The organism is Roseivirga sp. AWQ4_251, from assembly GCF_056158225.1.
The window spans coordinates 1386283-1408155 of record NZ_JBSWSW010000002.1; the positions used below are offsets into that span (position 1 = coordinate 1386283).

Here is a 21873-nt window from a genome sequence, read left to right on the forward strand (position 1 = left end):
GTCCTAGAATTTTAAATAAACAGATACACGCTTTTAGCTTTTAATCAAGGTTGACATATGGGATGGATCATACTCATTTTTATCATTTATGTATTGTATTCATTCACTCGTAAGAAAGAGAAGAAAGTACCTTCAAGGAGTGCAGAAGTGAATTTTAGGAGTGACACTGACTATACCCACTCTTATTCTTACTTTGAAAAAGAAAAATCTAAAAATACCTCAAAAGGCAAATGGATCATGCCCGGTGAGGAGGTTTCAATAAAAAGCAAAACCATCTCAAAAGGGCTGTTTTATTTTGGCGGAGTTCTAAAAGGTGAAAATTATAACGAAACCGAAAGCTCTTTGGTCGATGAGACTCTTCAAATAAAGGAGAGCCAATATACTTACACTGATAGTAGCCTTGGATATTGGCCAAGTTTCATTGATTTATCACCCAGTTGCAGAGGTGCGTATATTGACTGGCTTGCCAGTGATCGTGATATGTCTGACACCCCGATCGGATATCTATTCATATATTTTTATGGACTGGAAAGGCGCATCATCAAGGACTATAAAGATGGCCTGGTAGGAGATGAAGAATGTCTTCAGATTTGCAATGAAATAATTCGTCTCAGATCAGTTTTCAGCGATAACTATTCATTTAATAGCTACTCCTCTAATCTTCTAGAATACATTTCCATCACCCTGCCCCATATTCTTTCCATTCAGGATGATCAAATAGAAAATTCGATATATTCGAATGTATTTAAAGTAAAACTTGCTCGAATTGCTCAAAATAGTGAGCCTTTGAATCCAGAGCTTGCGTTCTCCTGGATATCCAATCATCCAGAACACTCTTTCAGAACACCTGCGAGACGTTGCCCCGAAGAGTTCAGAGATTTGTTTTTATACAGGTATAAAGAAGCCTACAATGATGGTATTGTCATAAAGCCGAACAAAACAAAACTCAACCTTCATTATCGACCCGCAAGTAGAAGTTTAAGCTATTTTAGATACGGCCCGGATGACTTGAGTGATGTAACAGTGCTATCAGGCCCCACCAATAAATTAGCTAAAATTGCCTATCAGTGCGTTGATGACCTAGATGCTTACAGCAGATATCTCGGGAGAAAAAATTCAAACAAGGAAAGTATTGAAGCTGTAGCCCTTTTACCGAATGAATTGATTGCTGAAGTCCAATTGATCAAAGACCTTAGGCTATGGGCGGAAAATATTATAACTACCAATGATGGCATCTGTGAGTTTAAAGATTTTTGGCGGCAAACCAAACTACCTCTCCCTTCAAAACTGAATAAAAAAGAGCAGGAATTAGCTTGCAACCTCATTGAGAAAATTGGCTACTCAGCTGCACCAGATCTAAACTTACACAGTAGTAAACTCAACATTGATGACCCAATTGTGATTTACCATAGGCATGGACCAATAGAATTCAAGAATCAAGAAGTCTTTCGTGATGTGGCTATAAAGTTACGGTTAGGATCAATTATTGCGAACGCTGATTTGCATATTCATAGTAATGAAAAAACCTATCTTCAGGAACTTATAAACACCAATGACAACCTGTCTTCCGAAGAGAAATTGTCATTAGAAGCCTATCTTAAATGGCTGTTAATTTCACCCTCTGATTTTTCAGGTCTAAAAAATTCTTTGTCAAAACTCAGTGAGCACAACAAAGAATTGGTCAGGAAAATGATCATTCATGTAGCTCTTTCTGATGGCAAAATTGACCCTAATGAAGTCAAAGAAATAGAAAAACTATATACCAGTCTGGGATTTGATAAATCAGCAGTACCTGCAGACATACATGCGTTATCTTCACGCAAAGTCGAACATGTCTCTACTAGAAAAGATGCCGTTACAAAAACTAATGAAAGCAAATCCTTCTCTCTAGACGAGAGTGTTTTAAGTTTTCATGAAACAGAAACCAAACAAGCTCAGGACATTTTGAATAATATTTTCAAGAATGAAGATGAGGAAGAAGAAATGATCCAAGCCATTCCTGAACTAACACTTGAAAATAAAGCACTGTCTATCTATCAAATTATTTCTGATCGTGACCGAATAGAAAAAGATGAATTCGAAAGAATTTGTTCTGAATATGGCTTTTTTGTTCAGTCTGCTATTGATAGCATAAATGAATGGGCTTTTGAAAAAGTAAACGCACCGGTACTTGAAGAGGATGTTGATGTAATTGTCGATCGAGAAATTGCAGAAGAATTAAAAGAATACGAGGAAATATGATGAGTGGAATCAAAATTAGAACAAAGGAAAAGGATGCAATCATTCAGTCACTAAAGTCTGGAGTTACTCCAAAAATTGGAATACAGCATATTCAGGTAGGTCGAAGTAAAGAGCTTCAAGCTCTACACAAGGATATTGAAAGGGTTTGTGATGGTGGCTCAGCATTCCGCTTAATTATCGGAGACTACGGCTCTGGAAAAACATTCTTCTTGAGTGTCGTGAGATCAATCGCACTAGAAAAAATGCTCGTGACTGTAAATGCAGATTTATCCCCTGATAGAAGAATTCATGCTTCAGGAGGGCAGGCTCGAAATTTATATTCTGAATTGATGAGGAATATTTCAACCAGAACCAAGCCAGATGGCAATGCACTAACAACCATAGTGGAAAAATTTATCACATTGGCCCGCCAGGAGGCTGATCAAAAAGGTATTGATGTTACGGAATCCATCCAAACAAGACTTCAGGCGCTAACTGAATTGGTGGGTGGGTATGATTTTGCAAAAGTTATTGAGGCATATTGGCAAGGGCATGAAGCTGGTGATGAACATCTTAAATCTAATGCTATTCGATGGCTTAGAGCTGAGTACACTACAAAAACAGATGCAAAAAATGATCTGGGCGTGAGGACAATTATTTCAGATGATCATTTCTATGACGCTTTAAAGTTAATGAGCTTGTTTGTGCAACAAGCGGGCTACAATGGGCTTCTGGTCAATTTAGATGAAATGGTTAACCTGTATAAACTTCATAGCACTCAAGCCAGAACGTCTAATTATGAGCAAATTCTTCGCATTTTGAATGATTGTCTTCAGGGAAGTGCTGAGAATCTTGGGTTTCTGTTGGGTGGCACACCAGAATTCTTACTTGATCCAAGGAAAGGTCTTTACAGTTATGATGCTCTTCAGACAAGATTGGCTGAAAACAGCTTTGCCAATAGAGCAGGTGTCATTGATTATTCCTCCCCTGCCCTTCACCTCGCAAGCCTTACTCCTGAAGAGTTGTTCATTTTGCTTAAGAATTTGAGAAATGTTTTTGCCGGTGGAGATTCTACTAAATACCTAGTTGACGACAGCGCTCTAAAATCATTCCTAGATCATTGTAACAAAACCATAGGCAATGCCTATTTCACGACACCAAGAAACACTATAAAGGCATTCATAGACCTATTGAGTGTCTTAGAACAAAATCCAGAACTTGATTGGCAGAACTTAATTGAGGACACAACAATAGCTATTGAGGCACCGAGCGATATTGATGATGAGCCACTAAACTCAGATGATGGGTTGGCTTCTTTCAAATTATGACAGAGTCATTTCATAGTTTAGATAGGCGTATACAAAAATGGATATTCAAACAGGGCTGGACCGGTTTGAGACAAATTCAAAATGACGCTATTCCCCCAATACTGGCTGGAAATCAGGATGTGATCATCAGCGCCTCTACAGCAGCTGGTAAAACAGAGGCATTTTTTCTACCAGCTTGTTCTTCAACCATAGATGAAAAGGATGGCTATTCAATACTTTACATTAGCCCCTTAAAAGCTCTCATCAATGATCAATATAGAAGGCTTGAAAGTCTAAGTATCATTACCGACATTAATGTTACTCCCTGGCACGGTGATGTAGCACAAAGCCTAAAGACCAAATCAAAACGAAACCCTTCTGGCATTGTACTTATAACACCTGAGTTGTTAGAATCATTATTGATCAGGAATTCTGGCTGGGTTCAAAGGTCTTTTTCATCTTTAAAGTACATTGTAATAGATGAATTTCATGCCTTCATCGGTACAGAAAGAGGGCAACACCTCTTATCACTTTTAAATAGACTAGAAGCCCTACTCCAAGAAATTGAAGAGCCTATTCCAAGGGTAGCTTTAAGTGCAACATTGGGCAACTTAGATGAAATCCCTGGGGTATTAAGGCAAAACTCCCGAATGCCCTGTTCCATAATTAAGGAGAGTAAATCCAGCTCTCAGATTAGGTTTGGCATACAAGGCTATATTGACCCTGTAAACAACGACCAGAAGATACCGGCATTTCATCGAATATGTACTGATCTCTTTTCTCTGTGTAGAGGAGGTTCACATTTGATATTTGCGAATAGCCGAAAAAGAACTGAAAGTATTAGCGCTCAATTAAGTGATATGTGTGAACAAGAAGTTGTTCCTAATGAGTTTTTTCCACATCACGGATCACTGGATAAAAGTCTTAGAGAAGCTTTAGAAGCCAAACTCCAAAAAGATAATCTCCCCACTACGGCAGTATGCACCATGACCTTGGAACTTGGGATTGATATAGGAAAAGTGGACTCTGTTATACAGGTAACTGCACCTCATTCTGTAGCCAGTTTGCGTCAAAGGCTCGGTCGCTCTGGACGAAGAAACACCCCTTCTACACTCCGAATGCTTATATCTGAAAAGGAATTACATGCAGATTCTAGCATCGGGGACAAATTGAGAATAGAGCTACTTCAATCAATTGCAATGACCCGGCTTCTTATTATTAAAAAATGGTATGAACCAGCTGATTTAGGAAGCTTTCACTTTTCTACTCTCTTGCATCAAGTTTTGGCTCTAATTGCCCAATGGGGTGGCATTAGGGCAGATCAAATTTACAACTCTCTCTGTAAAGAGGGATGCTTCAATAATGTAACGGTCGAGCAGTTTAAAGAACTCCTACACCATATGGGGCAACAAGACCTGCTTACACAAATATCTGGAGGACAACTGGTTTTAGGGCTTAAAGGTGAATATTTAACAAATAGCTATAATTTCTATACGGTTTTTAAGACCCCTCAAGAATTTCGAGTAATTGCCGGAGATAAGACATTGGGAACTTTGCCAGTTGACACCCTTATATTGGAAGGACAGCACATTATTTTTTCTGGCAAACGATGGAGGGTTGAAAGCATTAATACTGATAATAAAACCATAATTGTATCTCCTTCTAAAGGAGGGGATCCTCCGCAATTCAATGGCCATGGAATGATAGTTCACGACATTGTCAGACAAGAAATGTTTAACATCTATAAAAGTGGAAGCTATAAAATTCCAGTTGGGAGGTCTGAGTTAGATTACTTAGACTTAACAGCCAAATCTCTTTTCAATGAGGGACTCGGATTCTTCCAGGAAGCATTACTTCATGAGCGAAGAATTTTTCAACATAACGATTATGTATATATAGTCCCCTGGATGGGTGATAAAATTGTAAACACTATTGCAACAATGTTGATTAAGCTTAATTATAAGGTCTCTATATTCTCAGGTATAATAGAAATTGAAAAAACGAAATTGGAATTTGTTTCAAATTCACTGTTTGAATCATGTTCAAACAAGCAGCTCACCAATTCAGATCTTGCCTTGTCTGTCAGAGAAAAAAGAATTGAAAAGTATGACGATTTTATACCTGAATCTCTGCTCAATATAGGTTACGGCCAGAATTACTTTGATGTAGAGCGAGCTAGGGAATGGCTTGAATTACAAATAATCTGAAAAGTCTTATTACAGCCTCACTAAAATTGAACCTCATTCTACAAATTAGAATGTGTTTATGTGCTCCAAATTCGTATTTGAAAATCAAAAGTGTTAGAATTGGTTTTCAACACAATACCAATGGGGGAACTATGGAGGTTATAGTTATAGAAAGTAAAGCCTTTGAGGAGCTACTGAATCAATTAGTAGAGAGACTCCAACCATCAGAAAAGGAATTGAACAAATGGATTGATGGTAAAGAAGCCATGGAAATCCTCCACATTACCGCCAAAAGTACCCTTCAAAAAATGAGGGACAATGGAGAAGTCGAATTCTCCAAAATCAATGATAGAACCATACTTTATAACAGGTTCTCGATAGAAGAATTCATAGAGAGTAAGAAATCCAAAACTTTTTGACGATGGGTGACAAGGAAAACAAGAATAACAAAGAACAGCTTGAACTATCTACCCTATATAAAAGGGCTTATAATGATGCCGAGTTGGTGATCAATCAATTTCCTAATCTCATAGATAAAATGGAACGTCCAAAAGGAGAGCCAAGTGAGTATACGAGAGGGTTCGAGGATAGAATAAGCGAACACAGAAAAGTCCAGGAGCTTATAAAGAACAATCCATATCAGCGCATGAATCAGCGATATGGCATTAAAAGGCAGGCCACCGTTAAGCCAAAGGAGAAACCGAAAGATGATCGTAACAAATAACTAGCACACAACCATGGGGCTTTTTGGGAGAAATAAAGAACATCCAAATCTTGAAAAAATTCTTGACCAGGAATTATATAGGGTTCCAACCACAGACACCTCAATTTCTTGGGCTGACAGTCTTGAAGGAACGTTAATAACCGGAGCGACCGGTAGTGGTAAGACTTCAGCAATTGGGAAGTATGTGGGGCAAGCTATGCTCAACAAAGGTTACGGGATGGTTATTTTCTGTGCGAAGAAGGAAGAAAGAGAAAGATGGGAGTCATATATAGAAGTTTGTGGCCGCACTGAAGATAAAATCGTATTTAACAAAGCAAGCGGATTAAAATTCAACTTTCTTAAGTATGAGTTGGGCCGAGACGGGGATGGTTCAGGCGATGTCCTAAATGCCCTGAACATTTTGATGAATCTCAATGAACAAAGCCGCGTATACCAGAGTGGTAATTCTGGTAACAAAGATGAACGCTTCTGGGATGAGTCATTAAGGAGATTAATTTCCCGGACAATTGCCATACTCCGTCTTGCAGGTGAAGAGGTGAGCATCTACAACATGCGAAAAATCGTTGTTAACTGTTTTCGAGACGAAGATGCCAAGCGTTATTTCAATCTTACGAAACTCGCCTTTAGTAATGAACAAATAGATAAGCGGGTAAAAGACCAAGCCTTTCAGGATTTAACCGAGTGGAAATCATCTAACTATTTTGTCGAGGTCATCGATATGATCATTAGTGGCACATATTACGGTTCTGAAGAAACAGATGTTATTCTCGACTATTGGCTAAAAGAATTTGCCAATATTTCGGACAAGACTGCCTCAATAATTATTGAGAGCTACATGGGGTGTGTGGAAGCCTTTATTGGAAATGGCATTCTAAAAGATCAATTTTCACAAGGATTAAGTAAAGAATTGGCTCCTGAATCAATAATCAAGAGGAAGAAGATTCTCATCATTGACTTCCCTGTAAAAGAGTTTGGTTTGAGTGCTATCTATGCAGCAACTATTTATAAAACTGCATTCCAAAACGCATGCGAAAGACGGAATTTGACAGACGAGATAGACCCCAAACCAATTGGGCTATTCATCGATGAATACCAAAGCTTTTGTAACCCTGTTTCAGACAGTCTCTTCCAGGCTACCGCACGAAGTTCTTGGGTTGCATGCGTGTACATCACACAGAACGTCAACAACCTTTTCTTTGTAATGGGAGATAGTCAGCCTCAAGCCAGAGCCTATAGTCTATTAGGGAATTTAAACCTCAAATACTTCGCTAACAATGCTGATATCACTACGAACGAGTGGGCTTCTAATCTTATTGGAAAACATTGGATTGACATTTATTCTTCCAGCTACAGCAAAGACAGTGATTTAACCAAGTCTAAATCAATGCAGTTTCACTACAAGGTTACCCCAGATCATTTTACAACCCTTAAAACCGGTCGAAAAGAGAACGGTCACAAAGTTCAAGCACTGGTATTCAAACCTGGAAAGCTTTGGGATAACAAGGATTCTAATTTTGCTGTGGTGGAGTTCAAGCAATAGTTTTTTAAACTGGAGTTATTCTAATTCGAATTTAAACATCTTTTCATTGAACTCATTAGCTTTGTCATCCGCATAGTCATCCAGAAAATCTGAGGGATTAAATCCTCTGTCGTATGCACCAGGATTGTGCCTGATGAAATCCTCAACGGCTTCATTAACATCATATCCATAGCTTTCTTCAAGTTGGGATATCATTAATGCCGCAGAAGAGAAGGCATCCTCAAATGAAACTGTCTCTCTTATGCCCAGACGACTTAAAAACTCTACAATTAACCCAATCTTAGTGGTACCCGTTCCGCTCAACCCATAACTCCATAATTAACAATAATCACTACACTTCAATATTTCCACCTTGATAATTTGGAAGGAAATTTTTCAGGTAATCGGAAAGGTCCTTCGAAATATTTTCAATTTCATTTTCCAAATTTCCCTTATAGTAAATCTTCTTTAGAACAGAGTTCCTTAATCTATTTAATGAATTAGATAAGAACTCCTTTTTTGTTATTACAATTACCACCTTGCAAACTGTTATGGCAATGCCTAATTGAAGGTAACTATAGCTCAGTGTTTCAGGATTGTCTATAATTAAAACGAAAAATCTGGTTGTCTTGAGTTTCTCAATATCCCGAAAAGGTTGCCTTTCGCCTTTAAGATCTTTCTTTGTAGGCATGTCTCCTCTTTTGAATGAGATATAAACCTGATTCTTGAATACCTCATCAAGATGATCCTTTATGTCGGAAGCAATTGTATAACTTTTTTCGGAGGTCGGAATGGATATAAAAACCCTAGGTTTATAACGCTCTAAAAACCTTTCGTATTTACTATTGTCGCTCGGTCGGTAATTATCAACATGAACTTTTAATGCTCTTTCTGTCCTTATATTGTGAAGTTTAAGGATGTTGTAATTTGTTAGTCTTTCAGATAAAAAAATACGAAAGGCATCCGGAATTGTATCTTCGTTGTAAGAGTTATGGTTATGAATGAAAGAATAAACCCCAGTTTTTAGTTTATTTTCTTTCTGGCCTTTTAAGTTTTGAAAAATAATATTGCCGCTTTGAATGTAACCTTTTTCAAAGGTTGTATACTGGCCTAAAAGGATATCTTGTTCAGGACTTCGGCAGAAGACCTTTATGTGAATGTTTCTAGCTCTCTCCTTGCCATTTTGTGGTTCTAGGTCGAATATTACAATTCCGTGATCTAAATCCATGTGTGTAGTGTAGTTTCCTGAATAATTTACTACACTATCAAATTCTATATTTTTAAACAGAACTGGAGTAAGAGATCCCAATGAGCTATCCACTTCAATAATAGCCCTACCTATCAAGGCTTCATTTACTTCGTTATGCGTATCGTCTTCCTTGTAATAAAGAAAATAAGCGGCCCACTTAGTATTGTCTAATTCATTATTATTTCCTCCAGTAAATATCCCTTTGGATTCTTCAATCGAATTGTCAGTGTTTCCTTTAAGTCCTTTAAACGGATTTTTTACGAACAGTTCTGCTGTTGTTAAGGTCTCCTGACACTTACTTAATACATCAGGGAAAGACCTTGGCTTAAAATTCACTGATTTCTTTAAATCACTCAATGACCCTCCAGAGGTAATGGCTTTGAGCGAGCTTATTTTGTTGCCAATAGCGGTATCGGAAATCCCCCCTTTGTTGCCAGGGCAATTTACAAGCTTCCAATCTTGTCTAGACACTCCTGATTTTTTTTCCGTCTCAGATATCTTCCTTTCTAAATTCATGTTTTCATCATGCTCACCTCTCTCATAGAGTGTGAGAAGCTTTTTTGCTTCATCTATTTCATCGCTTGTTGGGAAGATATTCTTTTCCTCTTCAGTGTTCATTGTGGGTTTTTTATTTATGCAATACACGCAAATATAAAGCTTGGATAAGCTTAATCAAGCTTATCCAAATAAAATCAGGCTGACCGTAGCTTTCTTTAGCTTCTAACAATATTTAATAAGCTTAAAATAATGATTGACAAAATAAAATATTATAAAATTGAGATATTAAAGAATAATAGGGAATGAATGGCTGGCCATATATACACTGAAATTTAGAACAAACCTTATTAATATGAAACTAAGACTAACATTGAAACAGTGGCTACTTCTCATACTACAAGGTGGTAATGTAGAAGAGTCCAAAAAACAGGAAAAGTATCAGAGACAACCTAAATCCAAATTTATTAGAGAATGGCGTAAGAAGTCATTTGATAGTGCACTTAGAGGTATAGATGTCAAAGAGGTCATCTCGCAAGCTCAGACTGCAATGTCAGAGTTGAAAGTCTCGGCTTCCTCAATTTACGACCAGGAAATTATTGAGTACACCAATTCCATTAAAGCAGATAGTCTGGAGTTGGAAAAAATCAATAAAAATCCTGAAGCATACCTCCAAATGATAATCAATACCCTTCCAGAAGCTGACCACCAGAATATAACCAAGCTTATGGTTGAATTAACAAAGGTTCAGGATGACCTTCAAAATACAACAGTAAGATTATTTGACCTTCAAAATAAATATAACAATGATTAATGAAACAGAAACCACCGGTATATACAGAAAGTCATACTGGTTTGTTGTGATAGTGTATGTCATTTTATGCACTGTCTTGAATCGCCCTACATTCGAGGAATTTTCAGGAGGAGTTTATCTCTTCGGTTTAGTCCTATCCTTGTGCATGAGTATTGTCGAAATGAAGTTAGCCAAGTTCATCGGGAAGTCATTGGCGCTCAAAAGATGGAAAAGAGCTATCATTTCGTTCATGGTCGGCTTGGGCATGGTACTCTACCTTGTGAGTAAACAGGTCGACTTTGGGTTTGGACTGATCATTCTTCTTGTCTTTATGGTAGGTATATTATTCTCCTATGGCTATGCAATGGATGAAGAGAAATACAGAATTCCCAAACTCAAAGCCTTTCTAACCAATAAAATTAATACCCTCAAAGGGAGTAAAGTCCAATTGAAAAATGACCTTAAAAGGGCTCAAGATAAATTGGGAATTAAAGGCCAGGCGATTATGAACGACAAAGTTGAATCACTCAACAAAGGCATGGCCTCCAGCTCCAACAGGATTGAAAAACTGACCAATGAAAAAGAGGCCGAGTTGAAATCAATTGAACTTCTCGAAAGAGAGATCATTGCTGAAATCAAAAGAGGTTACAGTGACTACGGTCAAGTAGCCTGATCATTTAACCCTTAAACTTTAGAACCATGAAACTACTTAACACAAATAACTTCAATGCATTGTCCCTGAGCGGGGCAATGCTGATAATATTAGCCACTGCAACCTCTTGTGAAGACAAAGAGCAATTAATGGGAGCCAGATATGAATATGTTCAGCTCGTTGACGTGTCAAAATCGTACGAAGATTCAAAAAGCGGTTTAACTGGGGATATCCTTCACTCGGCACTCATGAAAGAAATGGGGATCGAAGAGAATTCACCAACCAGCATAGGGGTCAGAATTTATTTCTCTTACATGGGCATGTCGTATCTACCCATTGTGAGTAAAGTCGAGTTAGAGCCAAAGGTATGGATGCTGAACCCCAGAAAGGATAGAATCAGCGAGGTTAATGCTTTTTACAACCTATCAAGGCAACAAACCAATGATTTACTATCCCGCAGTGCCAATGATCAAATAAGTAACCTATATAGAGGGATGCTCAATGGACTCTCCCAAATGGATCATTCTGCTCAACATCGTAAAATGATCGTAATGGCAGATTATTTAGAGTCATCGGTTATTCTGGATATGGGTGACTATTTAAAACACCCTGAAAAACTTCAAGCTGACTATGAGAAACTCAAAGGCTTACTGATTGCCTCAGAACCCGTTTCAGATGAATTCAAGGGTACAGAGATTGTCTTAATATGTCCTGAAAATTACCTGGTAACCTACGAGGCGGCTAAATTCTGGAAACGCTTCTACGAGGAACATGGCCTGATTGTTTCCATACGATCTAGTTACTAAACCACTCAAATTCTTATACAAAAGTGACTTCCAAGGCTTGGTGAAGGCCTTGCCTTGGAATGCTCTGCTCTTTCCACAGTCAAAACTTAACAGCTATGATCACTAAACAATCAAATCAAGACATCAAACCAAGAAAGAAGTGTTTCGGTGACAGTGCAATCATTTTTGGTGCTACGAAGACTGAGTTTTACAAACTTCTCTTTAAAAATCCATCCCTAGCTCTTTTAAGACTATTCAGTCAATGGATAGAGTTTACAACAGCTGCGCTTGCAAATTGCCAAAACACCGTGTACCGCAATCAATTTGGATTATTGAACCAAGGCATAATTCTCACATTCAGTTCAGTGGGACTTGCTCTAATCGCAAACTCGGAACATTCATATCTGGCCTTAGGATCACTCTCCTTGCTGGTATTACCATTTTTACCATTTATACATGATTGGGATACGCTTTACGTCTGGATATTTATTGATATACGTAGTTTCCCGCTTCTTATGTACTCAGGTATAATGCTTTTGACTGGCCTAGTGAACACAACCATGATTTACATCGGAAAAGGCAATCCAGATGATATGGCCAAATCTGGTGAAAGTTGGATTTTATTAGGGCTAAACAAACTTTATTCAAAAATCAAAAGATTTACCGGAGGTAAACTCAAACTTAAAACAAACGAGTTCATTGTAAACAGTTTCATAGAATGCGGGATTACTGCATCCATCGGTTACTACTTTTGGTCGGTCATTGGTGACCATACCTTTGAACTCTCTGCTTCTTGATATCCTCTGCAGAATTCTTTACCCAGATCAAATCCAAAACTTCTCAACTTAATCGACAGGCTTATTTGAATGAATCATAAGGTATTTTACAACCTTGACGTGTGAGTCAAAAACAGATACAAATTATCTATCAACAGCCGGACTTTATCCAGCGACTCAGCACAAAACCCCCAACAAATAAACTTAAGAACGATGCTTGGAATTAATGTTTTCAAGGATGTAAAATCTGCATCCGATTACTATATCAACCTTTCCCATGAAAGTGCTTATTATTTAGAGCATGTGGTCAAGGCGACTTGGTTTGGAAAAATCAGCAAGCGGATTGGCTATGACGGTGTCCAGGTCAAAAAATCAGATTTTATAAGTTTTGGCAGAGGTCAAGTCCCAAATTCAGATATCAGCTTCAAAGTAAGAAAGGTGGATAACGCCAGAAGCTATTATGATTTCACTTTCTCCGCTCCCAAGAGCGTATCATTGCTTTATGGATTAACCAGGAATGAAGCCATCCATCAATGTCATATTCAGGCATATAAAACTGTTTTAGCGGAGATCGAGGCAAACGCCCAGAGTCAGCATAATTCAGCAACTCAAAGAGGATGGGAGACATGTGGAGAGCTCCTAATTGCAAATTTTGACCATTTTTTAAGCAGGCCGTGTGAGGTCAAAAAGGATGGAAAAATTATATATGTATCAGATCCTCAGATACATACGCACTGTCTAATCCCGAACGTAACATTTAGCCATATCAATAACCGGTTTCAGGCCCTTGAGCTAGGCAATTCAGTTCATCGACAGGCCAAATATTTCGAAGCTGCTTACCACTCACATTTAGCTAAAAACCTTGAAAAATTAGGCTTTAGAACCAGGATCACGCGTGATCGTTTCGAGCTTGTTGGCATCACTCGGGAACAAATCATGCTCTTTTCAAATAGAACAAAGACAATCGATCAGGTTGCCTTGGAAAAAGGTATCTCGAATAAATCGAGCAAGTCCAAACTCGCCCTTCTCACCAGAAATGCGAAAGCCAAAGTAGTCGGAGAAGAAGAGCAGTATGAACACTGGAAAAGCCGACTGAGCGAAAAGGAATTTGAAGCTCTATTCAAATTGAAGAATCAGACGATTGATAAGAGAGATAGTATTTCAGCTGACTTAGCTATTGAAAAATCAATTCAACACCACTGTGAGAGAAATTCCGCTTTTAAGCAAAGTGATATCCTTGCTTATGCGCTCAAGTTAGGCTATGGCACATTGCTGCCCGAAGATGTCAAAGCGGCTCTAGCCAGAAGAGCTGACATTATCAAAGCTGAAATTGACACAGTCCCCTTTCTAACAACAAAGGACATGATCAGGCAAGAGTCCGAACTTGTCATGCGAGCCAATGAAGGAAAAGGTGCTTTCGCTCCAATCTTTCAGAACTACTCGCCTAAGCAATCCCCATTAAACGACCAGCAGAAAGATGCGATTAAGCAAATACTCCATTCAAGAGATTTTATAACAGTCTTAAAAGGGAGTGCCGGTGTAGGGAAAACATCATTGTTAACTGAAGTAAGGGATGCAGTAGCTCTAACGGGTAAGCAATTATATAGTCTTGCTCCCTCCTCTCAAGCCGTTTCCGTACTTAGAAGCAAAGGTTTTGAAGCGGAGACAATTGCCGGATTTCTTAAGAACAAAGCTCTTCAAGAGAAAGTATTTGGACAGGTAATATTAGTTGACGAGGCAGGGATGTGTGGGACTCGAGTAACCAATCAAATTCTGACAATTGCCAAAGAAAAGAATGCCAGGTTAATTATGTCGGGTGACACCTCTCAACATGCTCCACCAGCACAGTATGGCGACTCTTTAAGGCATCTGATAGAGAAATCACAAGTCCATACCGTTACGGTCAATAAAGTAGTTAGACAACAAAACGAGCCCTATCGCTCAGTTGTCCAATCACTGGCCAAGCATAGAACATACGAGGGCTTCAAAAAGCTGGACAAATTGGGAGGTATTATTGAAGAGCCTGATAAGGATAAAAGGCTGGATATGCTGGCAGATACCTATCTAGACACCATTAAATCCAAGAAATCCTGCCTTGTAATTAGCCCAACTCATAAAGAGCTCAATCAGGTCAATAACATAATTCGTCAGAAACTAAAAAAAGAAGGGTTCATTAAAGGAAAAGAACGTGAGTTCGACAGATTGCAGACTTTATCCTTCACAGAAGACGAGAAAAAACTGAAGGCCAATTACGAGCCAGGAATGGTTCTGAGGTTTATTTCCAATAGCAAAGGTGACTATCGTGCCGGTGTTGAATTTGAAGTCATATCGGGTAAGAAACCCGATGAACTAAAGGTAAAGGATAGGAAGACCGGTACTGTCAAGAAATTACCCTTGGAACATGCTGATAGATTTGAAGTCTACCAGCAATCAAAAATCCATTTAGCCAAAGGCGATCAGATCAGGCTAACAATCAATACCAAAACACAGCAAGGTTCGAAAGCCTTGAATGGAACATCCTATTCTGTGGTGGGCTTCACCAAAAAAGGAGACATCAAGCTCTCCAACGGAAAGACTTTGGCCAAAGACATAGGACATATCCGTTATTCCGCATGTGACACATCACATGCAAGCCAAGGAAAAGATGCCGATCATGTCCTTATTTCAGTTGATCCTTCCAATGGAAATTTATCAAGAGAAGGTCTCTATGTTTCAGTAAGTAGAGGAAAGCATTCCGCAAAGCTCTTTACTCCTGAAAAGGCAGAATTGAAAAAAGCAATAGCCAAGAGTGAGCAACGAATAAGTGCGCATGAAATAGCACAGCGACAGCAGCAACAAACTTTGGTGAGAAATCAGAGAAATCACCATCGTTTTCTCAATGAGAAGATAAGGGAACATGAGCAGACCAGAAGAAGAACACAACGAGCTTCACCAGGTATTTCAAACCAGCCAAAACCAAAGGGACATGAATAATAATAGGCATTCGGTTTCATTGCAGGATTATCAGCCCTATGCAGTAGCACATTCTGACGAGGTAGTGAAGCGTTTCCATATTCATCTGAGAAGTGGCGAACGATATAGTATTCCCTACTCTCTTCTTCCCATTTTTATCCTTAAGGATAATCAGGAGCTGATCATCAAAGCCTATGAGATTCAAATCACAATTTCCGGTAGAGGATTATCTGCCATTGAGGATGCTCTATCCAAGGAGGTTCTAATCTACATCAAAATCCATCCTTGCGGAAAGGATGATGGAGAGTCATCCGTTTTTATTGAAAAAATAAAGCTCGAAGGAGAAAATCTTATGCACTAAATCATTTTAACCCACTAAACATGAAAAAGACTCCAGATCAAAAGGAAGACCATCTAGCACCAACTCAAATCCCCTCCTCGAATGACAACAAGGAAGTTGAAAAGGCAGGTTTAACAGATCATGAACTAAGAAACCGGCTGGATATGATAAATAAGTACAGCAGAACACCCGAAGAGTCTTTCGGTATACAGAAGATTGAAAAAGAGTATATAGAGGAACTTAGAAAACGTGAAGTAGTTCGAGGAGAGATAGCCTTAAACTATTCCATGAGTCTTCAGAAAGATCTGCTTCGTGCACCTTATGAACAGATCCAACTTGGGTTTCAAAACCAGGATCAGGAATTAAGAGATGACATTACTGCAAAGGCTAAGGCTCACTATAACGCCAATAATAGTCTTTCCAAAGACTTCAAGGAATCCAAACAGCCTGAACCCAGTTTGTTCAAGCACAGCTTTGATAAAGCCAGACTTCACAAAGGAAAAGAGGAGAGATGATTTGCGTTTCTTTTCAAATAGAGAAAGCTGGTACTGCCAAAGCGATTATTGCTATCCTTTGTTTAGATAGATGCCACACTTTTAAAATCAGGGGCTTCTTTTATTGGGTGTTCACCTGTGGGACGGGCTATCACCGCTACACAGTAGCTGGCTCTATCCCTAACACTTGTTCATCCTTAAATCGGTTTTGATCAGCAATGGAATGAAATCTGAAAAGTATGGCCTTCATTGATAAGGCGCCATTTTTTGCCCATTGGCAAAGTTAGCCCCGCACAAGAGGGAACATCAAGAGACTACGGCATGAAGCCAACCCAATGGCCAAAGCTTGTTTATTCCGTTTCCTCTTGCCTTATCCCTTCTGCTCAGCAATTGGCGGCCTAAGAGAAGAAAATGGGATGGTGCGAAATATATCTACTGATAAGTCTTTGTGCGGCTAAAGTGGATTCGTCTTTTGGATATAGAAATTTGTAGTTTTCACTTTTTTTAGTGATTTAATCTTTGTAATATTAGTTTTAAATAAAAACACTAAGAAAAATGAACACAAAATTCAAGAAAATCATCTCAGCTTTTGGATTCATTGCCTTCTTGGCAATTAATTTTATTTTCCTCGTGCCAAGAGACGTTCAAGCACAGGAATTATTTGCTCAAAGAGCTGACTGCTATTGGACCTGGACACCTAGCGGACAAACGCTGCAAAGCTTTATTAAATGTGACGACTGTACTCGCATTGAAGCTTATAATCCGTTAGATGATCGTAGATGTAGGTTTGCAACCCCAGAATAACCAACCATATAGTCATTGGTTCGCTCAAACCATTGCCTTGCCTAAAGGCTAATCGTTTATGTTCTGTCCTATACCATTGATTGAGAGTTTAAAAGATCACATGGCGTAATTCTAAGAGCATCCAATTGTTTTTAGCAACAGGATACCGGACAATTATTGAAGGTGTTTTGGATCACCAATTACTGAGCTACGATTCAATCAGAATTCTATTATTTATTAAACCATAAACACAATGAAACCCATCAGAGTTAGAAAAATGTTATTGTCCTTATCAGCGGTTGCCTTATTAGCGACAAATGCTATTCTTTTACTGCCGCAAGAGGTTAAAGCACAGGAGTTATTCGCTGCTCGAGCTGATTGTTATTGGAATTGGCGTCCCAACGGACCAGGGGTCTTAACAAGCTTTATTAAATGTGACGATTGTACTCGAATTGAAGCTTATGTTCCGGCAGATGATCGAAGATGTAGGTTTGCAACTCCTGAATAATTTTCGCTCATCTATTGTTAGTGGGTGCTATTGCCGTATTTCTAGGGCTTAGAAATTTAAATCAGTAGCGCCTATTATTACGGCCCATGAAAAAAACTGCTCTTTTATTCTCTTTTGTTATTATTCTTTCATGTTCTCAAAGAGATGATTTTTTGCTCAAAGAGTACCAAAAGTCTTTTTCAGAAATCTTGGGTCTAAAAGTAGATCTTGAGGAATACTCCATATCCGGTAACTCTGATTATAAAGTACTGATATTATTGAATACCAAGTGTGCAAGTTGTGTCCTGACTGTTAAGAGATGGTCACAGTTTATGGATTCAAGTATTTTAAAGAATAAAGACATCGTCTTTTTATCCTATGGTCCAGAGGATGAATACTTTTCTAATAATTTTCAAGAAGCCCTTGGGGCTAAGAAAAATCTGAATCACATATATGACTTTACCGGTAATTTTATTTATGAGAATGATTTAGAACTATTTAGCCTTGATGTTTTTCTTTTAGACAAAAGCAATAAGGTTTTGTTGGTTGGTGACCCCACCAAAGATGAATTAGTAGAAAGCTTTTATAAGAATTTTTAAAATAATGAAAAGAACTTTTTTATTTAAGATTTTCATCTGTTTAGCCCTTATGACAATTCTCGAAGGGTGCAGCTACGGGCAGTCAAGAGAAGTAAAGACGTTTAAGGCTTTTCCTGCTAAAGGCGAACTTGAACATTCTGTTGTTAAAATTAACGAGCCAATAACACCAAGCACTATACATCTTATAGACAATACAGTAGTTCTAGTTGATAGAAATGCTGAACATACAATTCAGTTTTACGACATTAAGGATTGGTCTCTTAAGGGTGTTTACGGCAAGAGAGGAGACGGACCCGGAGAAATGAAAAGCCCCAAATTCCATGGGCAGTTTGTAAGGGAGAACGATGAAATCTATTTATGGTTTTCTGATATTCGAAATTATAAACTCAAGAAGATAGGGTTGCAGGCTATGTTAGGAAACAGTAGTGCCGAGCCAAAGATATCATTGAGATTACCTGCAGAATTAGCTTTGAGTTACAAAGACATATTTGCAATCAACAACAATGAATTCATTGGGACAATAGAGGGCGATATTATAGGCCTTTCAGGAAATGAAAATGCAGGTAGATTTTTTCGATTTGAAAACGGCAAACCCATAACCTGGATAGCCAATTTCCCTGAGCAAAAGTTAGAAGTTCCACAAAAGAAAGTCGGATATCTTTACGCCTCTAGAGTGGCATTTAATAATCAGACTAATCGGTTAGCATCAGGCATGGTGTACTTTGATAGGGTGGACTTTGTTGATGTGGTAAATGATGAAGTCATCACTGTCGTCCAAGAAGATAACCAGAAGACCAAAGAAGTTAATTTAAACGGTGATGGTTATCTAATTCCATTAGATGTAACTAACTTTTATGTTAGTGCTTATGGCACTAAGAATTTCGTTTATTTCTTTTATTCAAATTCCACTAATCAACAAGTTGTGGACTATTATGATGGAAAATCTTCATCCATTTCAAATTTACAGCTTCATGTATATGATTGGAATGGTAACCCAATCTACAGAGCAGAATTAGATAAATGGGCTCTTAGCTCCTTCTTTGTAGATGAACAAACATGGCAACTATACGCGACAGACTCTGACCCGGTCAGGGAAGATGAAATCATAGTTTCTTATCAATTACCAAAACTCCTAAATGAATAAGATAAAGAAACCTCAGCTTTTCATAGCTATTTTACTTGTGTTCAATTTGTTACTTCTCTTTCGGCTTAACTCGAACAATAATTATATAAATGAGTTGAAGCAAGGCATAGTGAAGATAAATGAAAACCACATTTCATCAATCAGCAAGGTGGAACGACTTGTGACAAACATAGAAACAGGATTCATTGATTCAGGAAAAAAAATTGTCAATTTCGATTCACAATTGTTTGGTGAGAAAGGCCTATTGCTAGTATTGAGAATACACGAGAACAATTGCAATGATTGTGTGAGGCAGAGTCTTACGTACCTCAATGACATAATCAAAGAGAAAAGAGACACATCCTTTAACATAGCCATTTCAACTAGCTACAATAATCTGGATCTTCTAAGACAGGATTTTGATGTTAAATTTTTACCTGTTCAGCAAGAACCCGAATTGAACTTGGATATTGATTTTACCTCGCAGCCTTACGTTTTTTTGGTCAACCGCAATGGAAGAGTTTCAAACATTTTTGTGCCGGAGTTTGACTCTATGGAATTGTTTGCAGCTTATTTGCGATCACTCTCTGGAATTGGCAATTCTGTCTTTTAAGGATATGCCTTTTTCAATTAAACGAATTTAAATAAACCAGCTCTTTATCTTTTTCTAACATGCATTTAATCCCAAATACCTCTGCTCGTCACCAAAAAGCTTTCCTTTCCATCGCAATTGGGGCATCTCATATTGGATGAGGTTTTCCTCTTGCCAGAACAATAGTAACAAGTTACTAGCTTCTCTTTTATCTGTTTTGGGGTAGAGTTGCCTTTGCCAGCAGCTTTCTTTTTAGGCTCTAAAGGCACTTCTCTTGACACACGTTTACTTCTTTCTGTTTTCTGTCTGCCCTTGAATCGCGACTTCTATAGCAGCAGGTACAGCAATCAGATCTGGGTAAGCCTTTAGCGTATCCTGAACGCTTTTAAAGGATACTTCCCTAGCACTAACTTCAACATACCATAAGCGTCCTCTCCAGCTATACTAAGCTCTTTTACCCCTTATGAATGTATCTTTTCTAATCCCATAAAATACCTGCATGCTAGATAGAGTATGCTAATTTAGTAATTCTTGTTTCACTTTAGTTCCAAGGAACAAAGGATTTGAAGCTGACACAGAGCATAGAGTGCTTTTCTCAAAAAGGCTCATCATGAAACAAATTTTGATAAGATAAATAAAGCGATGTCTTTAGAAAAGCGAGACTCTCCTTAAAGCATATATCCTTGTGTCTTTTTCCTTTCCGAATAGGCAAAGCTAGCCCCGCCCAAGTAAACACCAAGAGACTACGGCATAAAGCCAACGCTCAAAAAAGGCCATGCATGTTTATTCCGTTTCCTCTTGGCTTATTTCTTGGGCTTAGCAATTGACGGCCTAAGGAAAGAAAATGGGGAGGTGTGAAATACTTTGGGTGTCAGTGATCCAAGACAGTTTTGCGATAAACTTTTATTTTTGATAAAAAGCTTGGCTTATGTGTTATTCAATGTCTGCGAATATGTCCCATCAAGAATGGTCGGACATTCAGGAAATCTATCGAACGCTTTCCGGAAAAGAGTTTCTGGAAATGTTGGAGAGTGGAACGAGAGCCTTTTACTTCCTTGATGCCTATGGCGACTGGCATCCTGAGTTGCCTGTCATCACTCAAAGCCGACCTGGTGAAGTCAAAATGATGAGGTGGGGATTGATCCCCCCTTTTGCAAAATACATTGAGAAAAACGGCAGAAAGCTGCACCCTTATGATTTCGGGAATTACTACTCGAAAACGGCCAATGCCATGGCAGAGGGCTTGGCTGAGAAAACAACATGGAAGAGGCTTTACAAAAAGAACCGCTGCCTGATCCTTGCCTCGGGTTTTTACGAATTCTATCACCTCACCGGAAAGAAGGTTTCCTATCCCCACTACATTACCCTGAAAGACTATCCCGTCTTTGCCTTTGCAGGGTTACATGATACCTGGACCGATTCCGAGACTGGAGAAGTGGTAGATTCCTGCACAATCATCACCACCCGGCCTAATCCCATGATGAAGGTCATTCACAACAACCCGGATGCACATAACGGCCCAAGAATGCCTGTAATGCTAACGCCCGAGGAATGGTCAAACTGGCTGGATGGTGAAATGAGCTATGAAGATGTCCTGAAGTTTTGTGAGCCATTCCCTATGGATGGAATGAATGCAATAACCGTCAGACAAGGCCTCAAAAGTCGTAAAGTGAATTCTAATATCCCCGAAGTTCAGGAGCAGATTGCCTATGAAGAGCTTGGCACGGATTGGAACAAATACCCTGGGACTGAGAGCCAAGGCACTCTTTTTTAAGTACTGACTGTATTTATAATTTT

The 21873-nt window shown here is 38.6% G+C and carries 19 protein-coding genes; 17 read left to right on the forward strand and 2 right to left on the reverse strand.

Translation table 11 applies throughout. The features are described 5' to 3' along the window. Positions 1 to 57: 57 nt before the first annotated feature. The 6 genes from ACXACJ_RS20075 (at position 58) to ACXACJ_RS20100 (ending at position 7977) form a co-directional block, all read left to right on the forward strand. Entirely contained in the window at positions 58 to 2241 is a 2184-nt protein-coding gene (locus ACXACJ_RS20075) for a tellurite resistance TerB family protein (RefSeq protein ID WP_475136213.1), read from the forward strand. After that, positions 2238 to 3548, forward strand: coding sequence for an ATP-binding protein (locus ACXACJ_RS20080; protein WP_475136214.1), 1311 nt, complete (start codon positions 2238 to 2240; stop codon positions 3546 to 3548). Before ACXACJ_RS20075 ends, ACXACJ_RS20080 begins: the two co-directional genes overlap by 4 nt. Next, on the forward strand, positions 3545 to 5734 hold the full coding sequence (locus ACXACJ_RS20085) for a DEAD/DEAH box helicase (RefSeq protein WP_475136215.1): 2190 nt from the start codon (positions 3545 to 3547) through the stop codon (positions 5732 to 5734). Before ACXACJ_RS20080 ends, ACXACJ_RS20085 begins: the two co-directional genes overlap by 4 nt. Positions 5735 to 5811: 77 nt before the next feature. Further along, entirely contained in the window at positions 5812 to 6132 is a 321-nt protein-coding gene (locus ACXACJ_RS20090) for a helix-turn-helix domain-containing protein (protein ID WP_475136216.1), read from the forward strand. A gap of 2 nt (positions 6133 to 6134) precedes the next feature. Then, on the forward strand, positions 6135 to 6437 hold the full coding sequence (locus ACXACJ_RS20095) for a hypothetical protein (RefSeq protein ID WP_475136217.1): 303 nt from the start codon (positions 6135 to 6137) through the stop codon (positions 6435 to 6437). 13 nt (positions 6438 to 6450) lie between these two features. Continuing rightward, complete coding sequence (locus ACXACJ_RS20100) at positions 6451 to 7977, forward strand: TraM recognition domain-containing protein (protein WP_475136218.1); 1527 nt, start codon at positions 6451 to 6453, stop codon at positions 7975 to 7977. A gap of 15 nt (positions 7978 to 7992) precedes the next feature. Here ACXACJ_RS20100 and ACXACJ_RS20105 read toward each other — a convergent pair whose 3' ends face one another. Continuing rightward, positions 7993 to 8280 carry a hypothetical protein gene (locus ACXACJ_RS20105; protein ID WP_475136219.1) on the reverse strand — a complete coding sequence of 96 codons (288 nt, stop codon included), beginning with the start codon at positions 8278 to 8280 and terminating at the stop codon, positions 7993 to 7995. A 28-nt stretch (positions 8281 to 8308) separates the two neighbouring features. Continuing rightward, entirely contained in the window at positions 8309 to 9823 is a 1515-nt protein-coding gene (locus tag ACXACJ_RS20110) for a hypothetical protein (RefSeq protein ID WP_475136220.1), read from the reverse strand. A 232-nt stretch (positions 9824 to 10055) separates the two neighbouring features. Between ACXACJ_RS20110 and ACXACJ_RS20115 the strand changes: the two genes are divergently transcribed. The 11 genes from ACXACJ_RS20115 (at position 10056) to ACXACJ_RS20165 (ending at position 21850) form a co-directional block, all read left to right on the forward strand. Beyond that, entirely contained in the window at positions 10056 to 10514 is a 459-nt protein-coding gene (locus tag ACXACJ_RS20115; protein WP_475136221.1) for a hypothetical protein, read from the forward strand. Continuing rightward, entirely contained in the window at positions 10507 to 11166 is a 660-nt protein-coding gene (locus tag ACXACJ_RS20120; RefSeq protein ID WP_475136222.1) for a hypothetical protein, read from the forward strand. The genes ACXACJ_RS20115 and ACXACJ_RS20120 overlap by 8 nt, the downstream gene beginning before the upstream one ends. Positions 11167 to 11192: 26 nt before the next feature. Continuing rightward, positions 11193 to 11951: a hypothetical protein gene (locus ACXACJ_RS20125; RefSeq protein WP_475136223.1), complete on the forward strand. Its 759-nt coding sequence runs from the start codon at positions 11193 to 11195 to the stop codon at positions 11949 to 11951. Positions 11952 to 12046: 95 nt separating this feature from the next. Next, entirely contained in the window at positions 12047 to 12727 is a 681-nt protein-coding gene (locus tag ACXACJ_RS20130) for a hypothetical protein (RefSeq protein ID WP_475136224.1), read from the forward strand. Between the two features lie 192 nt (positions 12728 to 12919). Then, positions 12920 to 15679 carry a MobF family relaxase gene (gene mobF / locus ACXACJ_RS20135; protein ID WP_475136225.1) on the forward strand — a complete coding sequence of 920 codons (2760 nt, stop codon included), beginning with the start codon at positions 12920 to 12922 and terminating at the stop codon, positions 15677 to 15679. Beyond that, a complete protein-coding gene (locus tag ACXACJ_RS20140) occupies positions 15672 to 16019 on the forward strand; it encodes a hypothetical protein (protein ID WP_475136226.1) in 348 nt (115 codons plus the stop codon). The genes mobF and ACXACJ_RS20140 overlap by 8 nt, the downstream gene beginning before the upstream one ends. A 20-nt stretch (positions 16020 to 16039) precedes the next feature. Continuing rightward, entirely contained in the window at positions 16040 to 16513 is a 474-nt protein-coding gene (locus ACXACJ_RS20145) for a hypothetical protein (protein WP_475136227.1), read from the forward strand. 1356 nt (positions 16514 to 17869) lie between these two features. Beyond that, positions 17870 to 18361 carry a hypothetical protein gene (locus tag ACXACJ_RS20150; protein WP_475136228.1) on the forward strand — a complete coding sequence of 164 codons (492 nt, stop codon included), beginning with the start codon at positions 17870 to 17872 and terminating at the stop codon, positions 18359 to 18361. Between the two features lie 4 nt (positions 18362 to 18365). Then, positions 18366 to 19505, forward strand: a complete 1140-nt coding sequence (locus ACXACJ_RS20155) for a BF3164 family lipoprotein (RefSeq protein ID WP_475136229.1) — start codon at positions 18366 to 18368, stop codon at positions 19503 to 19505. Then, positions 19498 to 20097: a hypothetical protein gene (locus ACXACJ_RS20160; protein ID WP_475136230.1), complete on the forward strand. Its 600-nt coding sequence runs from the start codon at positions 19498 to 19500 to the stop codon at positions 20095 to 20097. Before ACXACJ_RS20155 ends, ACXACJ_RS20160 begins: the two co-directional genes overlap by 8 nt. Positions 20098 to 21028: 931 nt before the next feature. Continuing rightward, complete coding sequence (locus ACXACJ_RS20165; protein WP_475136231.1) at positions 21029 to 21850, forward strand: SOS response-associated peptidase; 822 nt, start codon at positions 21029 to 21031, stop codon at positions 21848 to 21850. The last annotated feature ends 23 nt before the right edge of the window (positions 21851 to 21873 follow it).